Below are 26705 nucleotides of genomic sequence, written 5' to 3'. Positions count from 1 at the left end.
CTAGAAACAGCAAGTGAGCGAGGGATTCTGTAGAGCGAGAAACAGAATGTTAGCGAAGGTTTTTCTAATTTGTTTTTTTCCTCATTCTCATTCTGTTTCTCTTTCTGAATTTATTCTCTTTCAGAATTTATTTATACACAACTGATCTATATGTTCGATTTCCAAAAACTTGAAGTCTATAAAAAAGCCAAATTGTTTCATCGTGCTTGTAAAAAGTTGATTTTGAAAAACAAAGTAGATAATTATGTGAAAGACCAATTAGGAAGAGCCTCCTTCAGCATTGTACTAAATATTGCAGAAGGATCCGGGAAATTTTCTAAAGCGGATAGAAGAAATTATTTTGTAATCTCGAGAGCATCATTGTTTGAATGCGTCAGCGCACTTGATGTTTTGCACGATGAAGAAATTGTAACTATTGAAGATTTTGAAAACTTTTTACAAATGGCGGATGAACTTTCAAGAATTTTATACGCGATGATTAAAAATTTGTCTTAAAGATTTTTAAATATGACTTCATACAAAATTTAAATGGGAAAAAGCTATCAAATAAGAAATCCACAAGGTTTGTATTTTCTAACATTCCAAGTAGTCGGATGGGCTGATATTTTGCAAGAAAAATATATACTGACCTCCTTATTGAAAGTCTTGTTTTTTGTCGAAAAAAGAAGGGATTGAAACTTCATGCTTATGTCATTATGAGCAATCATGTACATTGTATTTTAAGCACCGAAAATAATCTTTCTGATATAGTACGTGATTTTAAGAAACACACCTCCAAAACAATTTTAAAACAAATCGAAAATCCTAAAGAAAGCAGAAGGCAATGGCTAAAATTGGTTTTTAGATACCATGCAAAATTTAATTCATGAGTGAGATTAGTTCAGTTTTGGACGCACGAAAATCATGCAGTTGCGCTAAGTACAAATGAAATGATTGATAGCCGCTTAAATTACATTCATAAAAATCCTGTAAAAGCAGGAATAGTTGAAAATGAATTTGATTATTTGTATTCCAGCGCTAGGAACTTTACAGAACTTTTCTCAATGCTTGAAATTGATGAATTATAAATTGGATTTTTAAAAATAAAAAATCCAATTAGCTTAGTTACAAATTAATCTAATTATTTATTCTTTCCCGCTAACGAAAATTGGAACAGGTTAAAGGAATACTAAACAAAAGATGAACGTAAGTTCCGCTATTCTATAACAATCCTTCTTGTAGTAGATAAATCTCCGCAACTTACGAGTACCAGGTAAATACCTTTAGAATATTTTTCCACGTTAATGGTAATTTCATTTCTACTTCCGGGCTGCGTTGGTGACACAATTTCGGCTAATTTTTCACCCAGCACATTCATCAAACTAATACGAAGTGGTTCTTGCGTTTCTACCATTTGTTCAACAGTTAATAATGATGTTGCAGGATTCGGAAAAATGTTAAGATTGCTTTCGAATGCATTGGTTTCATCAATTCCAATTGTTGAAGTTATTAGATAGCTGCCACTAGTGGATGGGGTGCCGTTATTGACAAATGTAAATGTTGAAGCAAGAGGGTAATGGAATCCGTCTTTATACCAAAGAAATTCATCATTTGTATAATCTATAATATAGGGGCTTCCGCCTAAGTTTGTAGAGTCCTGATAATCTTGAAATATGCGCACACGCAATACGTTTGTAAATGTACCTGCCGGAGTGGTTAAAGTTCCTGAAGCGTCTGCTGTAACAGTTGTGGTGCCCCGTCTTGTATAAGAATAACCTCCGCTAGTAAAATTGGCCACAAAATTATCCACATAGGAATTCCCTAACGAGAATGGGAAATGCAACATTTCTTCCGGATTTGAATACACGATTTGTGTAGTAGAAACAGCATAGCCTCTGGTTTGCTGCGCAGAAGCTGAATTTGAATAATACAAATAGGCGGTCCCACTCCCTTGTTTTTCGGCAATGGTTGCACTTGGATAATAAGAAGCATAAGGCGTAGAAGCTACACTCACGGCAGTTAATTGCTGAGTAGTTCCTGTAAGGCTTGGATAGTTCCATACTTGGCCTGAACCGGACGAGCCTTCGTTAAAATGGGCAGTGGTTTTATAATTAAAAACATCTCCAATCACAGGGTTGATACCTCCCGCAGTAATTGTTTGCGAGAACGATTGTTGTGATAGAATTAAAAAAAAGATGGCAATCGAATTCACGTAATGTTTTTTCATATTGGAGATGTTGATTATGTATTGAGAGCTAATATAGATTAATTATTTTCAACAAAAAAAAATCGGTTAAAAGTTTGAATCATACCATCCATAATCACAATTAAGTAGCAATTCTTCTGATTTGAAACTAACTTGAAACGGAAATATTATGTAAAGGAGAACAACCTATTGAGTAAAAAGTCCACCAAAAAAAAAGCGCAGTCAAAAACCACGCTTTTCTATTAAAATACTATTCAAACCAAATTACTACAAAGGATCAATCTTAGCCTTTATACTAAAAATCAGTTTTACGTTTAGGGTGTCACGTTCTAAATTTGGTCCAGTGGTTACACCGCTTACTCTAAAGTTTACTTCCGACTTTTTCAAATATTCCACCAAATCAGCATTGTCTGAATTTAAGGTAATTTGCGTTACGTTTGAAGGAACCGGATCTAAATAAGCCACACGCGTTTCAGCAAGTCCGGTGGCCGACATGTAACCATACAATTTAGTAATGATATTAAAGTTTTGTGCTCCCGGATTTAGCATAGTGAGTTCAGCACTTCTCAAGGAAATAGACTCAATGTCATCCATGTTTGCATTGTTGTCATCCAAGGTTTTTTGCAGGTTGGATTGAAAGGTAGTGGTAGCCAAATTAACATTTCCAAATTGCGAAATGGTATCAATATACATCTTAGCGCTGGGCAAATTAAGATCAAATGATACATCCACTTTAACTTTATCTTTTGCTTTATCACAAGAACTTAACAAGAGTGCAGATCCAATTGTAATTGTAACCAAAATATGTTTTAATGTTTTCATTGTTTTTTTTATTTGTTATTCGAAAATAAGTAAAATTTTATTATTTCAATAATTTTATTCCTATTCTAATTCAAAAATTTCTTAACCATTTCTAGCGCGTCATTAATTCCTGAATTATTTGTACCACCGGCTGTTGCAAAATGCGGTTGACCACCACCACCTCCATTAATTTCTTTCGCAATTTCACGTATCATTACACTCGCATTAAGACCCTTTTCTTTCACTAAATTTTCAGCAATGCTAATGGTGAGCGTTGCTTTTCCATTTACTTCTGCACCAATTACCACCAGCAAGTTTTCACTTGATTTTTGTAAGTCAAATACTAAATCCTTTATCGCTTCCGCAGAATTGAGTTCAATTTTTTGAGCTAAATAATTTATCCCATTTACAGCCGTAATTTTGTGGACTAAATCCGCTTTAATTAAATTGGCTTTATCTTTCAGCATACTTTCCACTTGCTTGGATAAGGCACTATTCTCATCCAACACTTGTTGCACACTTTTGTGGAGGTCTTTGGGATTTTTCAACAATGCTTTTACTTCGTGCAAAAGTTTATTTTGACTTGTAAAAAATTCTTCCGCCTTAAGCGCTGTGATGGCTTCAATTCTTCTAACTCCTGCTGCAACTGCACTTTCAGAAATTATTTTAAACATTCCAATTTGCCCTGTAGCTGCCACGTGTGTACCTCCGCAAAGTTCTACCGAATAATTTTTATCAAATGTTACTACTCTAACTACATCGCCATATTTTTCTCCAAACAAAGCCATAGCGCCTAGCTTTCGCGCTTCATCAATAGGAAGCAACTGCGTATTCAAACGAATATTTTCTCTGATTTTTTGATTTACTAATTTTTCAATCGCAGCAATTTCTTCCTCGCTCACTTTTGCAAAGTGCGAAAAGTCAAATCGCATATAATCCGCATTAACCAACGAACCCTTTTGCTCTACATGTGTACCTAAAATAGCACGCAATGCAGCATGCATCAAGTGCGTGCCGGAGTGATTATTCTCAGTGAGTTTTCTTTTTTCAACATTTATTTTCGCCTGTACTTCTCCTTCAGGTTGTTTGGGTAATTTATCCGCAAAATGAATGATAATTCCATTTTCCTTTTTGGTATCGGTAATTGAAATTTTTTCACCTTCCACTTCCAACATTCCTGTATCCCCCACCTGTCCACCGCTCTCTGCATAAAATGGTGTTTTATCCAATACCAATTGATATTGCTCTTTGCCCTTAGCCTTTACTTTGCGGTATTGCGTAATTTCAGTTGTAATTTCACTCAAATCATATCCCACAAAAACATCCTCTTGCACTTTGGTTTGATTTGCATTCGAAGCATTTAAATACACCCAATCCTCAGTGTCCACAGCAGCAGCAGCACGGGAGCGATTTTTTTGCTCGGCCATGCAAGCATTAAATTCCTCCATATCTACCATCAGATTCTTTTCACGCGCCAACAATTGCGTAAGGTCAATTGGAAAACCATAGGTATCAAATAACTCAAATGCAAAATCTCCCTTTATCGTTTTTGATGTAAGGTTCTTACATTGATTCTCGAAACGCGTAATCCCATTCCCCAAAGTCTTTAAGAAGGAAGTTTCTTCTTCTTTTATCACTTTTTCAATGAGTGATTGTTGAGTTTTAATTTCGGGAAATGTATCACTCATCTGGGCAACCAGTACCTCCACCAAATTATACATAAAGGGTTGCTGAAAATTGAGGAAGGTATAACCATAACGCACCGCTCTGCGCAAAATTCTACGAATTACATAACCCGCCTTGTTGTTGCTTGGCAACTGACCATCTGCAATCGCAAAAGCAATGGTGCGGATATGATCGGCAATAACACGCAAGGCAATATCAGTTTTCTCATCAACCTTGTACTTCTTTCCTGATTCACGTTCTAAAAATTGAATTAAGGGTTGAAAAACATCTGTGTCGTAATTCGATTTTTTTCCTTGCAAGGCCATGCACAAACGCTCAAATCCCATTCCGGTATCCACATGTTGTTTCGGCAATTTTACAAGACTGCCATCCGCTTTGCGCTCAAATTCCATGAACACATTGTTCCAAATTTCAACTACTTGTGGATGGTCGTTATTGACTAATGTTTTACCATCTACTTTCTTCCTTTCGGCATCATCTCTTAAATCCACGTGAATTTCGGTACAAGGTCCACAAGGCCCGGTATCTCCCATCTCCCAAAAATTATCTTTTTTATTTCCTCTTAGGATTCGGTCTTCGGGGATTAGTTTTTTCCAGCAATCATATGCATCTTGATCAAAGGCTAATTTTTCTGCCGGGCTGCCTTCAAATACCGTCACATACATCCTGTCCGCATCCAGCTTATATACATCGTGCAATAATTCCCAAGCCCAGGCAATGGCTTCCTTTTTAAAATAATCGCCAAAGCTCCAATTGCCAAGCATTTCGAACATTGTATGGTGATATGTATCCACTCCAACTTCTTCTAGGTCATTGTGCTTTCCACTTACACGCAAACATTTTTGTGTATCCGCAATACGTGGAAATTTAATGGGTGCATTTCCTAAAAATAAATCCTTAAAAGGTGCCATACCGCTATTGTTGAACATTAAGGTAGGATCATTTTCACCACCATGGGCGCGCTGGGCACAATTTCGTGACCTTTTGACTTAAAGAAATCTAAAAATGTTTTTCTAATTTGATTTGCGTTCATGCTCTTCTATTAATTTCTATGCAAAGCCTCTGCATACTTGTATTTTTTACAATTTTTGGTGCTAAAGCCTCTTTTTTGCGTTGCAAATTTACTTTAATTAGCTAATTTCGCATACCTCCGTAAAAAAATTGAGGAACATGAGTAAGGTAAAGTTTTATTTTAATACCAAATCGTTAAAGTACGAGCGTGTGCAGCTTAAGGTATGGGATCGCCTCAAACGGTTTCTATCTTATGTTGCCTCAGGTTTAGTATTTGCTACAGTTACGATTTGGATTGCTTATACTTATTTTGATTCTCCTAAAGAAAAACAACTTAAGCGTGAGATTGTACAATTGCGCGACCAATACGACAATCTTGGTGAGCGCATGAGTCAGATGAATGCGGTATTGGAAGATATTCAAAACCGAGATGACAATATTTACCGTGTAATTTTTGAAGCAGAACCTATTCCCGACAATATTCGAAAAGCAGGATTTGGCGGGGTCGACCGTTACAAGCAATTGGAAGGATTCAACAATTCTGACTTGCTTATTGAAACCACAAAAAAGTTAGATTTTCTTGCTAAGCGGATGTATATTCAATCCAAGTCATTTGACGATGTCGCCAATTTGGCGAAAAACAAAGCTGTGCTATTGGCGTCAATACCTGCAATACAACCCATTGCAAATAAGGATCTCAGACGGATGGCTTCAGGATATGGTTTCCGCACCCATCCAATTTATAAAACCGAACATTTTCATACCGGAATTGATTTTAGTGCCAACATTGGTACCGAAATTTACGCAACAGGTGATGGTGTGGTTGAGCGTGCCGATGATCTTGCACAAGGTTATGGCAATCATGTGGTAATTAATCACGGGTATGGATACGAAACCTTATATGGCCACATGAGCAAGATTATTGCCCGCGTTGGTCAAAAAGTGAAACGAGGGGATGTAATTGGATTGGTGGGCAGCAGCGGAATGAGCACAGCTCCACACCTGCATTATGAGGTGATTAAAAATCAAGGTAAAATAAATCCGATTAACTTTTTCTTTAATGATTTAAGTGCTGCAGAATATGCTCAAATGCTTGATTTATCGAGCAAATCCAATCAGTCGTTTGACTGATTTCATTTTCCTACATCACTACGCAATAAATTTAATTCTTATCAACTGCCCGAAACAATGGCTTACAAGGAAACAGAAACAACTAAATTATACTACACCATGGGTGAAGTGTCTAAAATGTTTGATGTAAATCCTTCGCTGATTCGTTTTTGGGAAAAAGAATTTGACATCATCCAACCAAAGAAAAACAAAAAAGGGAATCGCTTATTTACCACCGAAGACCTTGAAAATTTCAGAACTATTTATTCACTTGTCAAACAAAAAGGATTTACCCTTCAAGGCGCTAAGGCAACTCTAAAAAAGGAAAGTACTATTGCTGTTGAACTCGATAAGGAACTGCTTTTGAGTAAACTCAAAAAAATTAAATCAGAACTATTACTTATACAGGAAGAGTTGTAGTTTATATTGAATTGTCTGCTCACTCAATAATCTTGAAATGGAACGCGGATAACGCGGATGCTGTTGATTTTCGCAGATTATTTTCCGACCATTTGTAATTTGGTTATTTGAGGAATAATTTTCTCTTTTTCCTTTGAATTTTATTCGGAATTAGAATTAATAATACTTCTTTCCGATTAAATAATTCTGAACGTAGTCTGTTACACCCTCTTCTAAAGTATAGAAATCTTGAGTGTATCCTATGGCTTTTAATTTCTCCATTTTAGCTTCCGTAAAATATTGGTACTTGTCGCGAATGTCTATCGGAGTATCAATATATTCAATATTCACCCCCTTGCCCATTGCCGAAAAAGTACTTTTTGCAAGGTCTAAAAAAGTTCGTGCGATGCCTGTTCCTAAATTATAAATGCCGGAATTTTTTTGATGCTGCATTAAATACACACACACATTCACTACATCTTTCACATACACGAAATCGCGCAATTGCCCACCATCTGTATATTCAGGCTTGTGCGAACGAAACAATTTCATGCCACCTTTCTCGCTAATTTGATTAAAGGCATGAAAAATAACGGATGCCATTCTTGCCTTATGGTATTCATTAGGACCGTAAACATTAAAGAACTTGAGTCCTGCCCAAAATGGGGGAGTTTGTGTTTGTTGGAGCACCCATTTATCAAAATCATTCTTCGAATCTCCGTAAGGATTTAAAGGTTTTAAATGTTCCACCACTTCATGGCTATCCTCATATCCCAATTCACCCAAACCGTATGTTGCGGCAGAGGAAGCATACACCAAAGGAATTCCAAAATCGGTGCAAGCCTTACACATTTCTTTGCTGTAATTCACATTTAGCTCATCAAATATCTTTACATCAAACTCTGTGGTATCGGTTCTTGCGCCCAAGTGAAAAACAAATTTCACTTGTGATTTATTTTCACGAAACCATTCAAAAAATAGAGCTCGCTCAACTTTAGCTTTGAAGTGTTTCCCTTGCAGATTAGGTACTTTTTCAAGTATGGAAAAATCATCCACAACAATGAGGTCGTTAATTCCTTCGCTGTTTAGTTTGCTCACCAAGCAACTTCCTATAAAACCTGCTGCACCTGTTATGACTATCATTTTAAAAAAATATTTTATTCGCCTGATTTTTCAATTATTTCTGCTTCTAATTCTTCGCTTAAATGAAAATTTGTGCGTTTAATTTTGGTTAGGATAGGCTTAATTGACTTGATGCATCCACTTTGTTTTGCCTCAATGAGTACGCCAATTGTTCCTGTATAATTCAATTTTAAACTAGTTGCCAATTTTCTTGCCTTTCTATCATCAAGAATTAGGAGAGAATCTGCCTTTTCAACTGCTAATGCTATTGCACTTGCTTCGCCATCGTCAACGTATTTAAGCAATAATTTTTGATAGCTTTTATTCTTTGGATTCTGAATTTTTATCCATTCAGGAATCGGCTGATTAAACTCCACTGCAATATTCCGAGTGATGTAAACTTTTCCAAAAAGAAGTTTAAGAATATTCAGCTCTTTTATTTTATCAAGCAGAATGAGACAACTTGTATCAGCTATGATGATTTTTTGCATGAGCTATATCGTGCGCTAAATCTTCGACAGGATAATTAAACACCGAAACACCAAAATTAGCCAGCGATTCCATGAATTTTCTTTTCGAAAGTCCTGCCAAATCAGCAGCCTGACCTAAGGATAGTTTACCAATATCATAAAGTTGAGCAGCTAAAGCATTTACAATTTCCTTTTCATCCATATCAAATGTGTCCGGAAAATTAAGAGTTAACTTTTTCATAGCTTAAAATTACAAATTAAAATCGCCTAATTCAAAAATATATCTTCGTCCAAATTTTTAATTACACCCACTTGCATTGCCATATCAAATAGCAATTTAACTGCCATACGTCCCTTATTACCCAAGTCGATCGAATACTCATTCACATACAAATTTATGTGTTTATTTCTTACTTCTAAACTCATTTCTTGTGCATGCTGTGCAACAAACTCCTCGCTCGAATCAGGGTTTTCGAAAGCAAATTCTACACTTTTACGAACTAAACGGTTCACTTTTTGTTTCAGTGCTTCAGGTAAATTTCGTTGAATCACAATGCCTCCAAGTGGTATAGGAAGTTGGGTTTGTGTTTCCCAATATTCCCCCAAATCCATTATTTTCTTTAAGCCTTTTGCTTCGTATGTAAAACGGTTTTCATGTATTATTAAACCGGCATTAAATTCCGAATTTAAAACAGCGTCTTCAATGGCTGAAAAAACCAGTTCCGTTTTATTCAAGGCTTTTGGAAAGGCCAATGAAAGCAAAAAGTTGGCGGTTGTATATTTTCCGGGAATCGCAATTTTCAGTGCGTCAACATCCGTGGCAGCGTAATTTTTTTTGGAAACAAGTAATGGACCACAATTATTACCCAAAGCACTACCTGCATCCAACAAAACATAGGGCTTTGTGAGATAGGCATAAGAATGATAGCTCAGTTTGGTAATGTGCAGCAAGGAGTTTTCCTTCTCGCTTAAAGCGGAAAAAGCCTTACGGTTCAAGCTTTCAACATCCTCCATTAGCACCTCAAATGTTAAGCCTTCTGTATCAATCTTGTGATGTATTAAGGCATCAAAAATGAAGCAATCGTTTGGGCAGGGTGAGAAACCTAGTTGCAGCGTTGTATTCAAAACTGTTTTCTAAATGAAACTTATTTTTAATTAGCTGATTAGCTAATTAGCTGATTAGCTAATTAAAATCAGTATCAGAAGGTGCACTATACCTTAGTTCTCATCTGCGTAAGAACTCATCACTTCCAGCACTTTCTCACAGCTATTCTTTATTGCAATATCCAACTTCCACGTATCGGTGTTTCTTTTTTCTACATAATTGGATATGGCACGCAACTGCACACATGGCACTTTTTCTTGAATACAAGCAAATAGAAATGCAGCTCCTTCCATGCTTTCGGTTACAACCGGCTTGCCATGCAGTGAATGGTAAAGCGCCATATCGCGATGTATACTTGCAGTATTTCCATGCACTTTATTCACGGTAATTCCATTTACCTTTTTAATGTTTGCCAGCGCCGGATTTTCGAAATCATAGGTGCTTTTAACTCCCAATGCGGTGTATGGAAAATCCTTTGCGTCGATGAGTTGCATGGCATCCAAAGAAATAAATTGAGCATCGTTTTCCGCTCCCATTTCAATTAAGTAATCCTCTGTAATATTCACTACTTCGCCCAAAGTGAGCGCATTGCTGAAACTTCCGGCAACCCCGCAATTTATGGCAAAATCGTAATTCCCATTACTCAAAATTTTTCCTAACCAAAAGGAACTGGGTAAAATGCCAACCCCGGTAATCAACACATCTACCGAATGATTTAAAAAATTATAACGCGTCAAGCGCGAAGGGATTATTTGTTGCTCCAAATTCATTCTCGCTACCACCGGCTCAATCTCTTTTCGGGTAGCACTCACTACTAATATATACATTGTTCAAATTTTTTGCAAAGATATTTTCTTTTATGACGTGAAGGTCGTTTTTACAAGAAACATTAATTTGATTAGCTGATTAGCCGATTAGCTGATTAGCCGATTAGCCGATTTGCTGATTAGCAGATTAGCCGATTAGTTGATTAGTTGATTTGCCGATTAGCTGATTTGTTAGAAAATTAACGAAATGTCCTCCTGAGCGGAGTCGAAGGATGGATTTGATGGATTGACTATTTTTGGGTTTGACTAATGATTGTTTCATAATTAGAGATGAGTCAATAAATGGGCTAAGTTACTTGCCAACAATTAACTTTATATTTGCAGTCTCAAATAGTAAGATATGGTATATATAACGCGAAAAGAGCACTTTAATGCAGCCCACAAATTGTGGAAGGCCGACTGGAGCGATGAAAAAAATTTGGAAGTGTTTGGAAAATGCGCCAATCCTAATTGGCATGGACATAATTACAATTTATATGTCACCGTGAAAGGCAATCCGAATCCTGACACCGGTTTTGTGGTGGATTTAAAAGCCCTAAGCACACTAATAAAAACATGCATCGTGGATCAACTCGACCATAAAAACATGAACCTTGATGTGCCATTTATGTCAGGAAAAATGGCCTCAACCGAAATTTTGACAGTAGAAATTTGGAAACAATTAGAATACAAAATCAGCGGCTTAGGCTGTAAACTCCACTCGATACGCGTGTTTGAGACCGAAAACAATTCGGCAGAGTATTTTGGGGAATAAGATTTGCAAGCGATACGACACATGCGATTTTTAGCCTTGACTAAACAACAAAAACAAATTCGTGTTTCGTTGGTTGGATAAGACAAACGAAACAAAAACGAACATGGCAGGATACAAAAAGATTGAAACATACGATGAAAAAACAACCAGCAGCCTAGCTAGCAGCTATAAGTTGGTACTTTCCGAAATTGGTGAAAATCCCAATCGTGAAGGCTTGCTTAAAACACCCGAAAGAGTGGCAAAAGCAATGCAATACCTCACACAAGGATACGAGCAAAATCCGGAAGAAATATTGCGCTCAGCCATGTTTGCAGAGCCTTATGACCAAATGGTGTTGGTAAAAGACATTGAAGTGTACAGCATGTGCGAACACCATCTTTTACCATTTTTTGGCAAAGCACATATCGCCTACATTCCTAGCGGACACATTGTAGGTTTAAGTAAATTACCGCGTGTAGTGGATGCTTTTGCACGCAGACTACAGGTTCAAGAACGATTAACAACCGAAATAAGGGATTGCATTCAGGATACTTTGAAACCAAAGGGTGTTGCAGTTGTAATAGAATGTTCGCACCTTTGTATGCAAATGCGCGGAATTCAAAAGCAAAATTCCATTACCACCACTTCAGCATTTACCGGTGAGTTTCTGGAAGCCCGCACCCGTTCTGAGTTTATGAAATTAATTACATCCAGTTTAACATAAAAAACAAAAACCAAAATCAATAAAAATGGAAAACAACAATTTTAATTTTGCGCAACAAAACACTTCTCAATCGGGAAGCATGGTGAAATCATTTATGGCAAATGTTTTTCATGGATGTTTGCAGGATTAGCCATTACCACAGTTGCAGCGTATTATTTTGCAAGCGACATGTCGCTTATGAGCACTCTTGCAAATGAAAAAGGACTTACAATTTTAGGATATGTAGTAATGTTTGCTCCTTTAATTTTTGTGCTTTTGATTGGCGCAGGTATGAATCGATTCTCTTATTCGGTAGTGCTTACTTTGTTTTTAGCGTTCGCCACGATAATGGGAATTAGTTTGAGCTTTGTGCTCTTGGCTTACACAGCCACTTCTATTTATACCACTTTTGCTTCGGCAGCAGTAATGTTTGGAGTGATGGCAGTTATGGGATATACTACATCAACCGATTTAACGCGAATGGGCAACATTTTAATGATGGCTCTAATAGGTATTGTTGTAGCAAGTTTGATTAACTTCTTTATGCAAAGCAGCACCATGAGTTATATCATTAGCTTTATTGGTGTAATAGTATTTACAGGGCTTACTGCATACGATGTTCAAAAACTAAAACGCATTGGCGAAGGTGCTGAATACGGTGCTGAATCCACTAAAAAATTAGTGATTATGGGCGCTTTAAATTTGTACCTTGATTTTATAAATCTTTTCCTTTCGCTCTTGCGTATTTTTGGAGATAGAAGATAAGCTCTAATTTTATAAAATTAAAAAGGCTGTTGCGTTAGTGTGGCAGCCTTTTTTGTTGCTTATAACTTTGATTAGCTAAATTTTTAACCACAAAGGACACAAAGGTTGCACAAAGGGCACAATCGTTTTTTTATTGTAAACACAGTGCCTTTCTTGTGTTGTTTCATTAAATAAAAAGTATCCCATAAAAACGCAAAACAAGGTTTTTATGAAAGTCCAACTACAAATCAATAAATTAGTACCTTTGAAAGTAGCTAACAGCATGAAAAGAATTTACTTCTGCTTTTTTCTTTTTTCTTTGATTTTAAGTTCCGCCCGGAGCCAAGGTGTTTCGAGTGGGTATATGATTGATTCGGTTGTCACAAAGGTTTATTATGATTGGATAAACGCCCCAACTTCATACAACCATTATACAACCATTGATTCATTCGATTTGAATGGACTCTTAATTTCATCCTATATATTTTATTCAGACAATCCTACCTATGACATTACAACTAATAAATATTCGCCAACTAAGAAAATACTTTCATCAGCCAACATCAACTTTAATCTAAATAAACTGAGAAAGAATTACGAAGAACTGTATTACTATGATACCCTCGATAGATTAATTAAACATTCTCGTGGAAGCTTTCACTATTCATCAAATTCAATAATTGACACACCAACTACATCAAACTTTGATAATTATTTTTATCAATATACGCCAAATGGGTTACAATCAATTCAGGAATATAATTACACCAGCAATGGAATTATTAAGTATGGTGGAAGGCAACGAATAGCTTATGATTCTGAGGGTAAAAAAACAGAAATAATTTACGAGCAGCTAAAGCAGGATTTATCATATAGCTTATATGAAACGACTGCATTTGAATATTATCCTAATGATTCTTTAAAAACAATATTTAAAAAAAACGTTGCCAATGTTAGTATAACTAACAAGAAAACCGAATACTTCTATGATTCAACTGCCTATTTAGAGCATACTGTTTTATCATTACTTGACACTTTAAACCAAACCTTTTTTGTATATCCATCTACTAATTATTTCCATGATTCGCTCCATTACAGGACTAAAATAGAGGTGCCCTTCGAATCAAGGAGAGTCTTTATTTTTGATTCAGAAAGAAATTTAGTTTATAATTTAAGCTATCAATATGATGAAGAAGATAGTATCTGGTATCATGGGGATTCCAGCTATTTCAATTACAATTCACAAAATCAACTAATCTATAAGTATTTTCTTCATTCTGGTGGTGGCGGTGGTTATCTATTATATAAATATGATTCAGCCGGTTTCAATTATTATATTGAAACGCAACATGATAATTCGATGGGCGACAATAGCGAGTACAAAGTATACATTTCTTACAAAAAACTCCTCCACCCCGATGCCATACCGGATGAAAATTCGTTTACACTTTTTCCGAATCCCAATGATGGTAATTTTAACCTTATTTATTTTTCCAGCATAGATGAACCCATAACTATAAAGGTTCACAATGCGCTTGGGCAAATGGTATTTCAAGAAACAGAAAACAAAACGGCCGGCTATTTTAGGATGAGTTTTACTTTGGAGAAAATCTCAAATGGAATTTATTTTCTAGAATTTACAAGCACTTCAAAGCGTACAACCAAGAAATTTTTGGTTAATTAATTTTATAAATAACTCATTATTTTACCTCAAAGTGCACAAGGAACACACAAAGTGCACAAGGAAAATTGGGGTAGTTCTTTCCAAGATATTTATTTCTAAACAATTTATTCAAAAGTATATCTTTGAAAGCAAAATCAAGATTTTGTTTATGTCTGATATCCCCGGGGCCATTCACCACTAACTAAAACGCCAAATAAGATTCTATTAAAAATCACCTTAAACCGTCCGGATAAATTCAACAGCTTTAATCGCGGGATGGCTTTGAGTTTGCAAGCTGCACTCGATGCAGCGGCCTTAGATAAAAATATCAGAGGAATTTTAATCACCGGCGAAGGCAAAGCATTTTGCGCCGGTCAGGATTTGAGCGAAGCCATCGACCCAAGTGGACCTGGCATTAAAAATATTGTAGAAGAACATTATAATCCTATCATCCAAAAAATCAGAAGCATCGAAAAACCCATTGTTTGCGCAGTGAATGGCGTGGCAGCCGGTGCAGGAGCAAATATTGCACTTTCCTGCGATGTGGTTATTGCAGCAAACAGTGCTTCCTTCTTACAAGCTTTTAGTAAAATAGCACTCATCCCGGATAGTGGAGGGACCTTTTTCTTACCACGCTTAATTGGTTTTGGAAAAGCCAGCGCACTCATGATGCTAGGCGATAAAGTGCCTGCTGCAGAAGCCGAGAAAATGGGCATGATTTATAAAGTATGTGACGATGCAAATCTGCAAATAGAAGCAATGACATTAGCCACAACACTTGCTGCGATGCCCACTGTAGGATTGGGACTTACCAAAAGATTGCTCAACCAATCCATGACAAATAACTTAACTCAACAACTAACTGCCGAAGGCAAAGAACAAGTAGTTGCTGCCTCCACCGCAGATTACAAGGAAGGCGTGAGTGCCTTTTTAGAAAAAAGAAAACCCATTTTTAAAGGCGAGTAAATTAAACCCCTAATCACTTCTCATGGAAAAAGGAAATAAAAAAGTAATCACCGCCTGGACATTTTATGACTGGGCCAATTCGGTGTATAACTTGGTTATTACGGCTACTATTCTGCCAATTTATTACAAAGCAGTAACCGTAACCAAAGATGTAGATGGAAAAGAAATAAGCGATGTTGTTACTTTTTTAGGAATGCAATTTAAGAACACCACCCTCTATGATTATTCCTTAGCCTTTGCTAATTTGGTGGTAGCGGCTGTAATTCCATTACTCTCAGGAATTGCCGATTATGGCGGAAGTAAAAAAAGATTTATGCAGTTTTTTTGTTACCTCGGTGCCATCTCCTGCAGCCTCATGTATTTTTTTACCCGCGACCATCTTGGATTAGGAATTATTTTAGTGGTTTTTGCCTGTATTGGTTTTTGGGGTAGTTTGGTTTTTTACAATGCCTTTTTACCCGAAATAGCTGAACCCAAGGATCAGGATAAAGTGAGTGCAAGAGGCTTTGCGATGGGCTATGTGGGAAGTTCGATATTGCTTATTTTTAATTTAATGCTGGTGCAAAAACCCGATTGGTTTGGCATTGCCGATGCAGGTATGGCCACACGTATTTCATTTCTTACCGTGGGCATTTGGTGGGTAGGCTTTGCTCAGATACCTTTTTATTATTTACCCGGCAGAACGCATCCTAAAAAAGCAAACGATAATTATTTTTTCAAAGGCTATCAAGAATTAAAAAAAGTGTGGGCAGATATGAAACATAACATTGTGCTGAAAAGATTTCTCATCGCATTTTTTGTATACAACATGGGTGTTCAAACGGTAATGCTAGTTGCTACATTATTTGGTGCAGCCGAAATTAAAATGGAAACCGGCCAACTCATTACCACCATTCTCATCATCCAATTTGTGGCCTTGTTTGGTGCCTATTTGTTTTCGTTCGTTTCCCGAAAAATTGGAAATATCAACACTTTAATGGTGGCGGTGTGTGTGTGGATTGGCGCTTGTGTTGGAACCTATTTTTTCTGCTATACGCCTACCGATTTTTTTATAGTGGCTGGATTTGTTGGGCTGGTGATGGGTGGCATTCAGTCGCTCTCACGCTCTACTTACAGTAAAATGCTTCCCGAAACAGAGGACCATGCCAGCTATTTCAGCTTTTATGATGTGACCGAAAAAGTATGCATTGTATTAGGAATGGCCACTTTTGGTATCATTAACGAAATGAGCACCAGCATGCGAAAGCCAATCATTATGCTAATTGTGTTTTTTGTTATTGGCCTATTATTGCTGATGCGCATTCCGAAAAAAAATGGGCACGCTTAGTACTTATTGCCCTGTAAGCCAATCTTTAAAATAAGAAGAGCGCTCTGTACTCACAATCGTTTCTATTTCGCAAGGTGGGTTAAGGGTTAGCTTAACGCGAGATTTAGAAACGGTAACCATTTTATCTATCGCTTTTATGTTGACGATAAATTGTCGGTTAATTCGAAAATATTCCTTTGGATTTAATATTTGTTCTAACTCATCCAAATTATGGTCAACAGAGAAGCGTTGGTTTTTGAAGGTGTACAAAAAGTTAATTTTTGATTCCGTGTAGAAGTAGGCAATATCAGCAATTTCAACCGTTTTAATAATTTCACCGTAGCGAATTACAATGCGTTTTTGAAACTCACCTTTGTTTTTATTCAAAGCGCTAAGCAGCACCGAATAATCAATTTCGGTTGATTTTTTTTCAGTGAAAAGTTTTTGATATTTATCCAATGCACTTTTCAACTCTTCGCTTTTTACCGGCTTGAGCAGGTAATCCACGCTATTCACTTTAAATGCTTGCAAGGCATATTGGTCGTATGCTGTGGTAAATATTACCGGACATTTTATTTCCACTTCATTAAAAATATCAAAACTCACCCCATCCGATAATTGTATGTCCATTATTATTAAATCGGGTTGATGATGCTGCGAGAGCCATTCAATAGCCGATTTTACACTCACTATGGTTTCTAAAATTTGGATTTCGGGATGCACGGCGTTCAATAATTTTTTTAAACGGGTAGATGCCGGTTCTTCGTCTTCAATCAGTAGTACATTCATGTTATTTAAATTAAAGGTATGGATACTATAAATTCATCTAAATTATTTTCAATGGTAACTTCTTCCTTGCTCAATAATTTGTAACGGTTCACAATATTAAGTAAACCGGTGCCCGTGCCCGGTTCTTGAGTTCTACGTTTGTTGATTTTATTTTTAACATATAAGCGTGATGAGGTAGAGTCTGAATAAATACTGACATTCAATGGTGTTTCAGCTGATACTGCGTTATGTTTTACGGCATTTTCAAGCAGGAGTTGCAAAACTAGGGGTGGAACCTTTGAATCCATGCTCTCTTCATTTACATCGATTTTGAGTGTAAAGTTTCTTCCGTATCTTTTCTTCTGTAAAAAGAAATAGGTGGAGGCTAACTCTAATTCCTTCCGCAAAGAAATTGTATCCTTATCCCGATACGTAACAATGTTACGAAAGAAATCCGAGAGCTTTTCAACATACTCAATTGCAACTTCCTTATCCTCTTCGATAATGGCTATCAAGGTATTAAAACTATTAAACAAAAAATGTGGATTCACCTGATTTTTCAAAGTCTCAAATTGAAACCCAATTTTTTCTTTTTCCAATCGCTCGAGGTTACGCACCCGCTCAAATCGCACTCTTAAAATCACTGCCGATACCAAAATCAAAGCAATAATAAAAACAATTCTAAACCACCACTGCTGGTACCATGGACGCTTTATTGTAAAACTAAAACTCGCTTCCGAGGCATTTTTAAAATTATTGTTTATAGAGGAACGCACCTTAAAAACATACTTTCCCGGAATAAGGTTAGGGAATATCAACTTTCTGTCTTTTGTATTTATCCATTGGTGTGTGTATCCCTGAAGCATGTACTGATAGCGGATTCTATCCGGATTGGTATACCACACACTAAAAAAATCGAAAGATATATTGTTTTGATCCGCTTGAAATAAGGGCAAATTGGTATTGGTTTCCTCATCGGTAAACAACAAGGGTTTATTTAAAATAGTTTTAGGTTTATTGGTGTAGTGATTGGCATCGTTATAAAAACGAATTATTCCCAGTTCAGTTCCCAACCAAATGTTTCCATCTTTATCTTTTGTGATAGAATTTAAATCAGAATTAATGTCCGATAAACCAACTTCACTTCCATAATAAAAAAACTTTCCTGTTTTGGTATCCAACACATCAATTCCCTGCTTGTGCATTATAATAATACTGCCACGACCATCCGAAATAATACTGCTGATCCCAAGGTTTCGGATGCCGTTTTTAATCGAATAATTTACAAACGTTTTTCCATCAAACTTGTAAATACCTGCATTCAAAGTACTAAACCAAATGTTACCCTTTTCATCCTCGGTAATAGAATAAATTACATCGCTCTTTAATCCTGATTTTGCATTGTAATTGGTGAAGTTTTCACCCTCTAAACAAGAAATCCCCTTACCATCGGTACCAAACCAAACCCGCTTTTTTGAGTCTACAAAAATGGAATACACATAATCATTGTTGATTACATTTTGTCCGCTGTAGTTTTTAAATACAACTTCCAAATTATCAGTATTTATATTTCGGGGCAATTCCATTTTAATTAAGCCGCTCAATGTTGCCAACCAAATGTTTTTTTGATATCCTCCAATAGCAATAACACTTGCCGAATTAAGTTGTGCATTTCCTGTAATTTTTTGCACCGCTCCTGAATTGGGATTCACCCTGAATAGCCCCTTCCCCATTGTTCCCACCCAAATATATCCCTCTCTGTCTTCAAATAAAGAAACAATATCAATAAGTTGAGAAGGAGGTGTAATGCTAATTTTTTTGTACTGTGAAAAAACGGTATCGTTTAAATTAATAGCAACCAATTCCTGATCCGGAGTAAACCAGAGTTTGTTCTTTTTATCACAAAGAATGCTGTGCACATAAGTTATTTTGAGATTCTTTATTTTATCCAACATCATAACATGATTTCCCATGCTTTGATAAATGGTAGAGTTAGCAATCATCCACACGTTGTTTTCATTGTCGGCACATACATTGCTTACGCGCACAAAATCTAGGTTGTTGAACTTTTTATAAATCTTTAAAAACGAATTGGGTTTCTCGTCGTAAAAAATAATCCCGCTCTCATCTGTTGCAATCCACCAACCCGATTTCTCTTTAGAAAGTGCATTAATTTGACCCAAACTCCAATTTTCAAATTGCTTGGGAACTGTAAACGTGCCATTGCTTAAGCTATATTTACAAATACCCCTGTCCTGCATCCCAATCCATAAAAACCCACTGTTGTCGTCGGTTATATTGCGCACAATTTTATCGGTGAGTCCGTTGCGGGAATCGAGGCGAGCGATAGAAACTTTTTCGTTTTGAAGGGTACATACTGCAATTCCATCATCCGTTCCTACATATATTTTTGTATCGCTGCAGTAGGTTACACAATAAGCATAGTCATTGTTCAATCCATCCTTAGCTCCGATATGATGCAGCTGATTATTGTTGTAATAAAACACTCCTTCACCGGCTGTACTGAACCAAACATTATGAGCAGAATCCTCTGCAATTCCGGTAATAGGATTTTTAGGAAAAGGACTATCTGTTATAATTAATTTTAATTCACGGTCGCGTACAGTTGCGATTCTTCCGTTTTTGAATCCCACCCAAATAGTGCCGGATACATCCATATAGATAGCCGAAACATTGTTGTCGAAATGCTTAATATCGATTAGGTAAGGCGTAGATTCAAGGCCATCAAATGCGTAAACTCCTTCGGTGGTACCAAACCAAAGCAATCCTTTGGTATCCTTATAAATGGTATTGATTTTTAAATTTGTATTCTCTTTATTAAGGTATATCTTTTTAAAAAAGGGAGTTTGAGAAGAGGCTGATACAAGGCCTATTCCAAGCAGAAAATAAAAGAGTAAAATAGATTTTACTACAAAATTTTTCATTTTACTTTTTTACTAAATCCAAGTTAACATGAATAACAATTTCGGGTGATATTTTCCCGTGTACAATACGTGGAATTCTTATTTCGTAATCGCTCAACAAAATCGAAAAAGTACTTTGAACACTAATACTATTGCCCTTTTTTTGGAGTGTAACTTTAATGATCCGCTCTTGTTCCTCACCATGAATTTTTAAAATTCCTTTAGCACGAACGGTTGCGGTACCATCCTTACTAAAATCAAAATCATCAATCAATTTTCCTTGAAAAGTAGCATTTGGAAAGTGCTCACTTTCGAGGTAATTTTCATTAAAGTGATCCTTTTGTAAGGTTGAATTGAATCCCTTAAATGAAACAATTCGCACAACAAAAGCAAAATTTGAATTGTTAGGGTTTAGAATTCCCTTTAGCTCGTCTGAACTTGCCTGTATTGTCTCGAGAGTACTTTCAGATTCAAAAAGAACCTTGCCCGTTGCTGTATGAAAGGAGAGTTCAATTTGTGAGAAAGAGCTAACTTCTATTCCGATAAGGAGTGTAACAAAAGCTAATATGTATTTATAATTCATTCCAAATTAGAGTGGAATATTTCCATGCTTTTTTCGAGGAAGTTTATCCACTTTGTTTTCTAACATTTTAAATGCTTTAATTAATTTTTCTCGGGTGTCCTCCGGTTTTATTACTTCATCCACATATCCCCTTTCGGCGGCACGATATGGGTTTGCAAAATGATTGATGTATTCCGCTTCTTTTTCTTTTAGCTTTTCAGCCGGATCTGCTGCTGCTGCAATTTCAGCTTTAAAAATAATTTCGGCAGCTCCTTTTGCTCCCATTACCGCTATTTCGGCACTTGGCCAGGCATAATTCATATCTGCACCAATGTGCTTGCTGTTCATAACATCATAGGCTCCACCATAGGCCTTTCTGGTTATTACGGTAATACGTGGAACAGTGGCTTCACTAAATGCATACAACAATTTTGCACCATTGGTGATAATCCCATTCCATTCCTGATCGGTACCTGGTAAAAAACCGGGAACATCTTCAAATACTAATAAGGGAATATTAAATGCATCACAAAAACGTACAAATCGTGCTGCTTTTGTAGAGCTGTTTATATCCAACACACCTGCTAAAAATGCCGGTTGGTTGGCCACAATACCAAGGCTTTTACCTGCGAGACGCGCAAATCCTACTACAATATTTTCGGCAAAGTTTTTATGCACTTCTAAAAAACTAGCTGCATCAATTACTCCGCTTATTACTTCTCTAATATCGTAAGGTTGGTTAGGATTAGCAGGAATAATAGTGTTTAATTCGGGACGCTTTTCATTTCCTTTTTCGTACTCCAATGAAGGCGCATCGTCTTCGCAATTTTGAGGCATGTAGCCGAGCAATGCTTTTATATTTTGAATACACTCAATTTCGTTTGCACAAGAAAAATGTGTTACTCCCGATTTGCTGGAGTGTGTAGAGGCCCCACCCAACTCCTCCGAGGTAACCTCTTCGTGTGTTACTGTTTTTACCACATTGGGACCTGTCACAAACATGTAGGAAGTATTCTCAACCATCATTATAAAATCGGTAATGGCAGGAGAATACACTGCACCCCCTGCACAAGGACCCATGATAGCCGAGAGTTGTGGAATTACTCCAGACGCTCTCACATTGCGGTAAAAAATATCGGCATATCCGCCCAGCGAAACTACACCCTCTTGAATACGTGCTCCACCACTATCGTTTAAGCCAATTAAGGGTGCGCCATTTTGCACGGCCAAATCCATAATTCTACAAATTTTTTCAGCATGTGTTTCCGAAAGTGAGCCCCCAAACACAGTGAAGTCTTGTGAAAAAACATAAATCAATCTGCCATTCACAGTACCAAAACCGGTTATTACTCCATCACCCAGGTATTTTTCACGCTCCAAACCAAACTCACTTGAGCGGTGGGTTACAAACATTCCAATTTCTTCGAAAGATCCCTCATCCAATAAAAAATGTAAGCGTTCGCGCGCGGTTAATTTTCCCTTTTTATGCTGCGAATCAATTCTTTTTTGCCCTCCACCCAATTGAGCTTCGGCAATCATGTTACTTAAATTATCCAGTTTGTTTTGCATACTATAATTGTACTTCTAGTGGAACTGTTAAAAAACAAAGTTAAACCCATTTTAGTCATTTTGAAATATTTTATGCTGAATTGGAAATAATGCACCTTTTTCCGGTGAAATTGGGGTCTGACAATTATTCCCAAAATCAAAATGCCCCATTCAGCAGTGCTAAATGAGGCATTTTTTTACTAAAACTAAACCAACAAACTAATCGAAGTGCACCAGGGTAACTCCCACTGTAAATGCTGTTAAATCGGGTGCAGCAGCTTTTTTCTGAAAGAAAGGCGTTAAACCATAGGTTGCAAATACATTAAATCGTCCATAGCCCGCACGAACAGTGGCTGCCAGTTTAAATGGATTCATATTGTAATCGTCTTTCACTTTATTTTTATATGTTTTATTATTTAACTCATACACCTGTTTTACTTTGGTAGCTAAATTATATCCACCAACTAAGCCGGCCGCTATGTGAAACGATTTTTTTTCCTTTGCATTGGTATTGAACTCCAGTAATAAAGGTACTGTAACATAACTTGCTTTGAGGCAATTTTTACGAAAATCGATACCACTTACATAACCGGATACAGTATCATTTAAGGGTTGCAAGGTGCTGTTGTTATCGAAAAAGTAACGATTAAACTCTAAGCCGGCACCGGTAGTTAAAGCGATATAATTTTTATACAGCTTAAAATTTTGCTCCCAAAAATTTACATTAATGCAGATTGATTTCTTGTAATTTAATTCTAAGAAATTATACTTTTTGGGGAAATCGGATGAGCCACCTGGAGTCAAATATCCATTCACTCCCACTTCAAAACCGGTCCAAATACTTTTTACCTTATCGGCTTTCTTTGTGGTGTCCTTTTTATTATCGTCTTCAAAAATCATAATTCTTGTGTCTCCCAATTTCAGACGGGTGGTATCGCCATCACTATGATTAATTCTTAAACTTTCGTTGATTTCCACTTCGTTTTCACCTTTGGCTTGTCTTACCGAACCTGCACCACTGATATCTACATTCCGGTTGGCGGGTTCACCTTTATAAATAACATTTCCTGCCCCCGAAACCTGCACATCGATTGACTTTACTGCATTAATCTTAGCATTTCCGGAACCCGAAACAACAAGCTTAACCGAATCACAATTCAAATTATATGCTTTTAATTCTCCGGCACCCGAAATGCGAGAAGTCATGGAATTGGCGCTACCGCTTAAGTTCACATTACCCGCTCCACTTACTTCAGCATCTATGCTATTTGCTTTCATTTTTAAATGGGCATTACCTGCGCCGGATGCTTGTACTTCGAGCTTATCGAGATTCATTTCTTCTTCCATTCTAACATCGCTTGCACCGCTCATTTCAAGGCTTTTTAAATCCTTAACCCGTACTTTAACTTTTAACTTATCGCCATCTTTCAAATTTCCTTTGGTTGCAATAACTAATACTCCATTTTCTAAACTGAGTTTGATTTTTGAGGTGTCTGAATCCTTGCCTTCTATACTAACATTGCAGGATTCACCTTGACTAATTTGTACGTTGGCAGCTCCACCCACGCGCACTGAAGTAAATTCACCAAAGTTGCGATCTTGTGCCTTAGTTATAGTATGCGCTAGAAATAATAATCCAAGAGCACCTGCGATTTTTCCGTATTGTAAAAATTTTGATTGTTTCATGTTTAAACTTTTTGCTTGTTTTATCATAGGACGCCGCATCACTTTTAAAAGTTACACCGCATTCAAAAAAAAATAAAACTTGGAAGAAGGTGCAGAAAAATTTGCAATAATCGCGGGAGAAAATTAAAACCTTAATGCATCTCATCCAGCAAAGGATGCACTCTTTTATACCACAGGGAGGGGATTAATACTATATAAAAAACTCCAAAATAACCCGAAGGCAGCACCGGACTTGAGGCGTGTGTGGCTAGTGTTTGATACGGTTTTGATGCTTTTAGATGATGATCGCTGTGGCGGGATAATTCAAATAAAGAAAAACGACTGATTACAATATCGGATTGCCAGGCGTGTGTGGCTTTGTATTTTTCGTTTTCATTTCTAACCAATCCATAATGTTCGATATAGTTCACATATTCGAGCAGCAGTACAGCAATTAAACTTTGGAATAAATACACCATCAGGATCTTTAGCCCAAATAAAAGTCCGATGCTTGCACACAGCAGCAGTTGTAAAACTGTTATGCGCACTACAAAATTACCCCAGCCCCTTTTATTTTTCCCTTCCTTTTGCAAGCGTTCACATTCTATTTTATAGGCACTTTTAAATTGTCCGGGAATGGTGCGCCACACAAATGCATAAATGGATTCACCTCTCAAAGCTGTTGCCGGATCCTTAATAGTTCCCACCCATTTGTGATGCCCCTTAATATGTTCAATAAAAAAATGTCCATAATTTACCCACACCAAATTCCAAATACCTATAATCCTCCAAATTGCTTGCTTTCGATGAATCATTTCGTGTGCGGATATAATGCCTGAGATACCTGAATTAATGGCGGTAGATAAAACAGCAACTGCAATAAAACCGCCGCTAATGATTCCTGAATACACACCATATAATAAAGTGAATACCGATATACTATGTACTAAAAAAGATAAGACCAAAATAAAATCCGGAACAAAATCACCCTCTTTACCTTGGGGAGTCTCCTTATTTTCTTTCGTAAGCCAATCCAATACCACCAAGCCAAACATGACATAAATAATATTCATCCAAACATAATAGCCACCAAGCAAATTGCCGACAATGGCCAGCATGCCGGGAAGTAAGGAAAGAAAATACCTGAAATTTTTCATTGTAAAATATCGGCTAAATTACAAAAGTGGATTCATTCAATTCTTTCTATTTTTGACAAAAAAAAGAAATGAAAATTATTTGCATAGGCAGAAATTACAGTGAGCATGCCAAGGAACTTAAAAATGATGTTCCCACTGAGCCGGTTTTCTTTATGAAACCGGATACGGCATTGCTAAAAAACGGTCAAGCATTTTACTTACCCGACTTTAGTAATGATATACACCATGAAGTTGAATTGGTTATTCAAATACAAAAAAACGGAAAGAATATTGCTGAAAAATTTGCCCCTTCTTATTATGATAAAATTGGTATAGGCATTGATTTTACTGCGCGTGACTTACAACAAAAATGCAAAGAAAAAGGCTTGCCTTGGGAAAAAGCAAAAGCATTCGATAACTCTGCGCCCTTGGGTGAATTTGAATTAAAATCCAGTTTTAAAAACATCGCTGACATTGATTTCCATTTAAACATCAACGGAGAGCTTCGTCAAAAAGGGAATTCGGCAGAGATGCTTTTTAGTTTTGATAAAATTATTGCCTATGTATCACAATACATTACATTAAAAACCGGAGACCTGATTTTTACAGGAACCCCATCCGGTGTAGGTGCAGTAAAGATTGGCGATAAACTGGATGCCTATATTGGAGAGAAGAAATTACTCAGTTTTGAGGTAAAATAAAATCAATTTAACATGATTGATTTTAAGATTGTTATTGCTGAACCCCATCATGCATCCGAATTGCGCGAAGTGTGCATGCGCTCCTTTTTCGATACCTTTAACGGTACATGCACTGAAAGTGATATGGAAATTTATTTAACAAAAACATTTCCACTGACACATATTCATCATGAAATTAGTTCGACCGATTGTATTATCTATCTGATTTTGCTCGAAGATAAAATTTGTGGTTATGCTAAATTGGCCTGGCAGCTCATTCCTGAGATGCAGCAGCGCCAAGCCATAGAGCTGGAACGCTTGTATGTTTTAAAGGAGTTTATCGGGAAAGGATTGGGAAATCGTTTGATGAAAAAATGCTTAGATACAGCAGCCGAAAAAAAAGCTGAAGTAATTTATTTGGGAGTATGGGAACACAATTACCGCGCACAAAAATTTTACAAAAACTATGGTTTTGAAATCTTTGGTGAACATCCCTTTCCAATAGAATCCACGCCCCAAACAGACTTGTGGATGAAGAAGGAATTGATGTAAGTAGGTAAAACTAATTCCCATTTCACTTACTAAAAATGG

At 36.8% G+C, this 26705-nt stretch carries 23 protein-coding genes and 3 pseudogenes; 12 read left to right on the top strand and 14 right to left on the bottom strand.

Annotation, left to right across the window (positions count from 1 at the left end; all coding sequences use genetic code 11):
• Positions 1–150 precede the first annotated feature (150 nt).
• Positions 151–495 (top strand): four helix bundle protein, encoded by a 345-nt coding sequence (locus IPP32_06380; protein ID MBL0047706.1) that lies wholly within the window; start codon positions 151–153, stop codon positions 493–495.
• Positions 496–528: 33 nt separating this feature from the next.
• Positions 529–1067 (top strand): annotated as a pseudogene (locus tag IPP32_06375) (transposase).
• A 128-nt stretch (positions 1068–1195) separates the two neighbouring features.
• Here IPP32_06375 and IPP32_06370 read toward each other — a convergent pair.
• From IPP32_06370 to alaS, 3 genes and pseudogenes are all read right to left on the bottom strand, one after another.
• Positions 1196–2206: a T9SS type A sorting domain-containing protein gene (locus tag IPP32_06370; GenBank protein MBL0047705.1), complete on the bottom strand. Its 1011-nt coding sequence runs from the start codon at positions 2204–2206 to the stop codon at positions 1196–1198.
• Between the two features lie 246 nt (positions 2207–2452).
• Positions 2453–3007, bottom strand: a complete 555-nt coding sequence (locus IPP32_06365) for a hypothetical protein (protein MBL0047704.1) — start codon at positions 3005–3007, stop codon at positions 2453–2455.
• A 65-nt stretch (positions 3008–3072) separates the two neighbouring features.
• A pseudogene (gene alaS, locus IPP32_06360) lies at positions 3073–5705 on the bottom strand (alanine--tRNA ligase).
• Between the two features lie 137 nt (positions 5706–5842).
• Between alaS and IPP32_06355 the strand changes: the two are divergent.
• A complete protein-coding gene (locus IPP32_06355) occupies positions 5843–6814 on the top strand; it encodes a peptidoglycan DD-metalloendopeptidase family protein (GenBank protein MBL0047703.1) in 972 nt (323 codons plus the stop codon).
• A gap of 57 nt (positions 6815–6871) precedes the next feature.
• Positions 6872–7213: a MerR family transcriptional regulator gene (locus tag IPP32_06350; GenBank protein ID MBL0047702.1), complete on the top strand. Its 342-nt coding sequence runs from the start codon at positions 6872–6874 to the stop codon at positions 7211–7213.
• A gap of 156 nt (positions 7214–7369) precedes the next feature.
• Here IPP32_06350 and rfaD read toward each other — a convergent pair whose 3' ends face one another.
• From rfaD to mqnB, 5 genes are all read right to left on the bottom strand, one after another.
• Positions 7370–8335: an ADP-glyceromanno-heptose 6-epimerase gene (rfaD, locus tag IPP32_06345; protein ID MBL0047701.1), complete on the bottom strand. Its 966-nt coding sequence runs from the start codon at positions 8333–8335 to the stop codon at positions 7370–7372.
• A 14-nt stretch (positions 8336–8349) separates the two neighbouring features.
• Positions 8350–8805, bottom strand: coding sequence for a DUF3368 domain-containing protein (locus IPP32_06340; GenBank protein MBL0047700.1), 456 nt, complete (start codon positions 8803–8805; stop codon positions 8350–8352).
• A complete protein-coding gene (locus IPP32_06335; GenBank protein ID MBL0047699.1) occupies positions 8783–9025 on the bottom strand; it encodes a UPF0175 family protein in 243 nt (80 codons plus the stop codon). The genes IPP32_06340 and IPP32_06335 overlap by 23 nt, the downstream gene beginning before the upstream one ends.
• A 26-nt stretch (positions 9026–9051) precedes the next feature.
• Positions 9052–9909, bottom strand: coding sequence for a 1,4-dihydroxy-6-naphthoate synthase (locus IPP32_06330; GenBank protein ID MBL0047698.1), 858 nt, complete (start codon positions 9907–9909; stop codon positions 9052–9054).
• 93 nt (positions 9910–10002) lie between these two features.
• Positions 10003–10716 (bottom strand): futalosine hydrolase, encoded by a 714-nt coding sequence (mqnB, locus tag IPP32_06325; protein ID MBL0047697.1) that lies wholly within the window; start codon positions 10714–10716, stop codon positions 10003–10005.
• A gap of 340 nt (positions 10717–11056) precedes the next feature.
• Here mqnB and IPP32_06320 point away from each other — a divergent pair, with 340 nt between their 5' ends.
• From IPP32_06320 to IPP32_06295, 6 genes and pseudogenes are all read left to right on the top strand, one after another.
• Positions 11057–11470: a 6-carboxytetrahydropterin synthase gene (locus IPP32_06320; protein ID MBL0047696.1), complete on the top strand. Its 414-nt coding sequence runs from the start codon at positions 11057–11059 to the stop codon at positions 11468–11470.
• A 103-nt stretch (positions 11471–11573) separates the two neighbouring features.
• Entirely contained in the window at positions 11574–12173 is a 600-nt protein-coding gene (gene folE, locus IPP32_06315; GenBank protein MBL0047695.1) for a GTP cyclohydrolase I FolE, read from the top strand.
• A gap of 25 nt (positions 12174–12198) precedes the next feature.
• Positions 12199–12917, top strand: a pseudogene (locus IPP32_06310) (Bax inhibitor-1/YccA family protein).
• Positions 12918–13179: 262 nt separating this feature from the next.
• Complete coding sequence (locus tag IPP32_06305) at positions 13180–14580, top strand: T9SS type A sorting domain-containing protein (protein ID MBL0047694.1); 1401 nt, start codon at positions 13180–13182, stop codon at positions 14578–14580.
• A gap of 198 nt (positions 14581–14778) precedes the next feature.
• The gene (locus tag IPP32_06300; GenBank protein ID MBL0047693.1) at positions 14779–15525 is read left to right on the top strand and encodes an enoyl-CoA hydratase/isomerase family protein; all 747 of its coding nucleotides are present in this window, start codon (positions 14779–14781) and stop codon (positions 15523–15525) included.
• 22 nt (positions 15526–15547) lie between these two features.
• A complete protein-coding gene (locus tag IPP32_06295; protein MBL0047692.1) occupies positions 15548–16852 on the top strand; it encodes an MFS transporter in 1305 nt (434 codons plus the stop codon).
• 3 nt (positions 16853–16855) lie between these two features.
• Here IPP32_06295 and IPP32_06290 read toward each other — a convergent pair whose 3' ends face one another.
• The 6 genes from IPP32_06290 to IPP32_06265 form a co-directional block, all read right to left on the bottom strand.
• Positions 16856–17620, bottom strand: coding sequence for a response regulator transcription factor (locus IPP32_06290; protein MBL0047691.1), 765 nt, complete (start codon positions 17618–17620; stop codon positions 16856–16858).
• 5 nt (positions 17621–17625) lie between these two features.
• Positions 17626–20544 carry a histidine kinase gene (locus IPP32_06285; protein ID MBL0047690.1) on the bottom strand — a complete coding sequence of 973 codons (2919 nt, stop codon included), beginning with the start codon at positions 20542–20544 and terminating at the stop codon, positions 17626–17628.
• A 1-nt stretch (position 20545) separates the two neighbouring features.
• Complete coding sequence (locus tag IPP32_06280) at positions 20546–21106, bottom strand: YceI family protein (protein MBL0047689.1); 561 nt, start codon at positions 21104–21106, stop codon at positions 20546–20548.
• A gap of 6 nt (positions 21107–21112) precedes the next feature.
• Complete coding sequence (locus IPP32_06275; protein MBL0047688.1) at positions 21113–22654, bottom strand: acyl-CoA carboxylase subunit beta; 1542 nt, start codon at positions 22652–22654, stop codon at positions 21113–21115.
• Between the two features lie 198 nt (positions 22655–22852).
• The gene (locus IPP32_06270) at positions 22853–24319 is read right to left on the bottom strand and encodes a DUF2807 domain-containing protein (GenBank protein ID MBL0047687.1); all 1467 of its coding nucleotides are present in this window, start codon (positions 24317–24319) and stop codon (positions 22853–22855) included.
• A gap of 131 nt (positions 24320–24450) precedes the next feature.
• Positions 24451–25455: an alkane 1-monooxygenase gene (locus tag IPP32_06265; protein MBL0047686.1), complete on the bottom strand. Its 1005-nt coding sequence runs from the start codon at positions 25453–25455 to the stop codon at positions 24451–24453.
• A gap of 68 nt (positions 25456–25523) precedes the next feature.
• Between IPP32_06265 and IPP32_06260 the strand changes: the two genes are divergently transcribed.
• Together IPP32_06260 and IPP32_06255 are read left to right on the top strand one after the other, a co-directional pair.
• Positions 25524–26135 (top strand): fumarylacetoacetate hydrolase family protein, encoded by a 612-nt coding sequence (locus IPP32_06260; protein MBL0047685.1) that lies wholly within the window; start codon positions 25524–25526, stop codon positions 26133–26135.
• Between the two features lie 12 nt (positions 26136–26147).
• Positions 26148–26666, top strand: a complete 519-nt coding sequence (locus tag IPP32_06255) for a GNAT family N-acetyltransferase (GenBank protein MBL0047684.1) — start codon at positions 26148–26150, stop codon at positions 26664–26666.
• The last annotated feature ends 39 nt before the right edge of the window (positions 26667–26705 follow it).

The sequence above is a fragment of the Bacteroidota bacterium genome (assembly GCA_016721765.1).
Classification (GTDB): Bacteria; Bacteroidota; Bacteroidia; order UBA4408; family UBA4408; genus UBA4408.
This window is presented reverse-complemented; position numbering and strand designations above follow the sequence as displayed.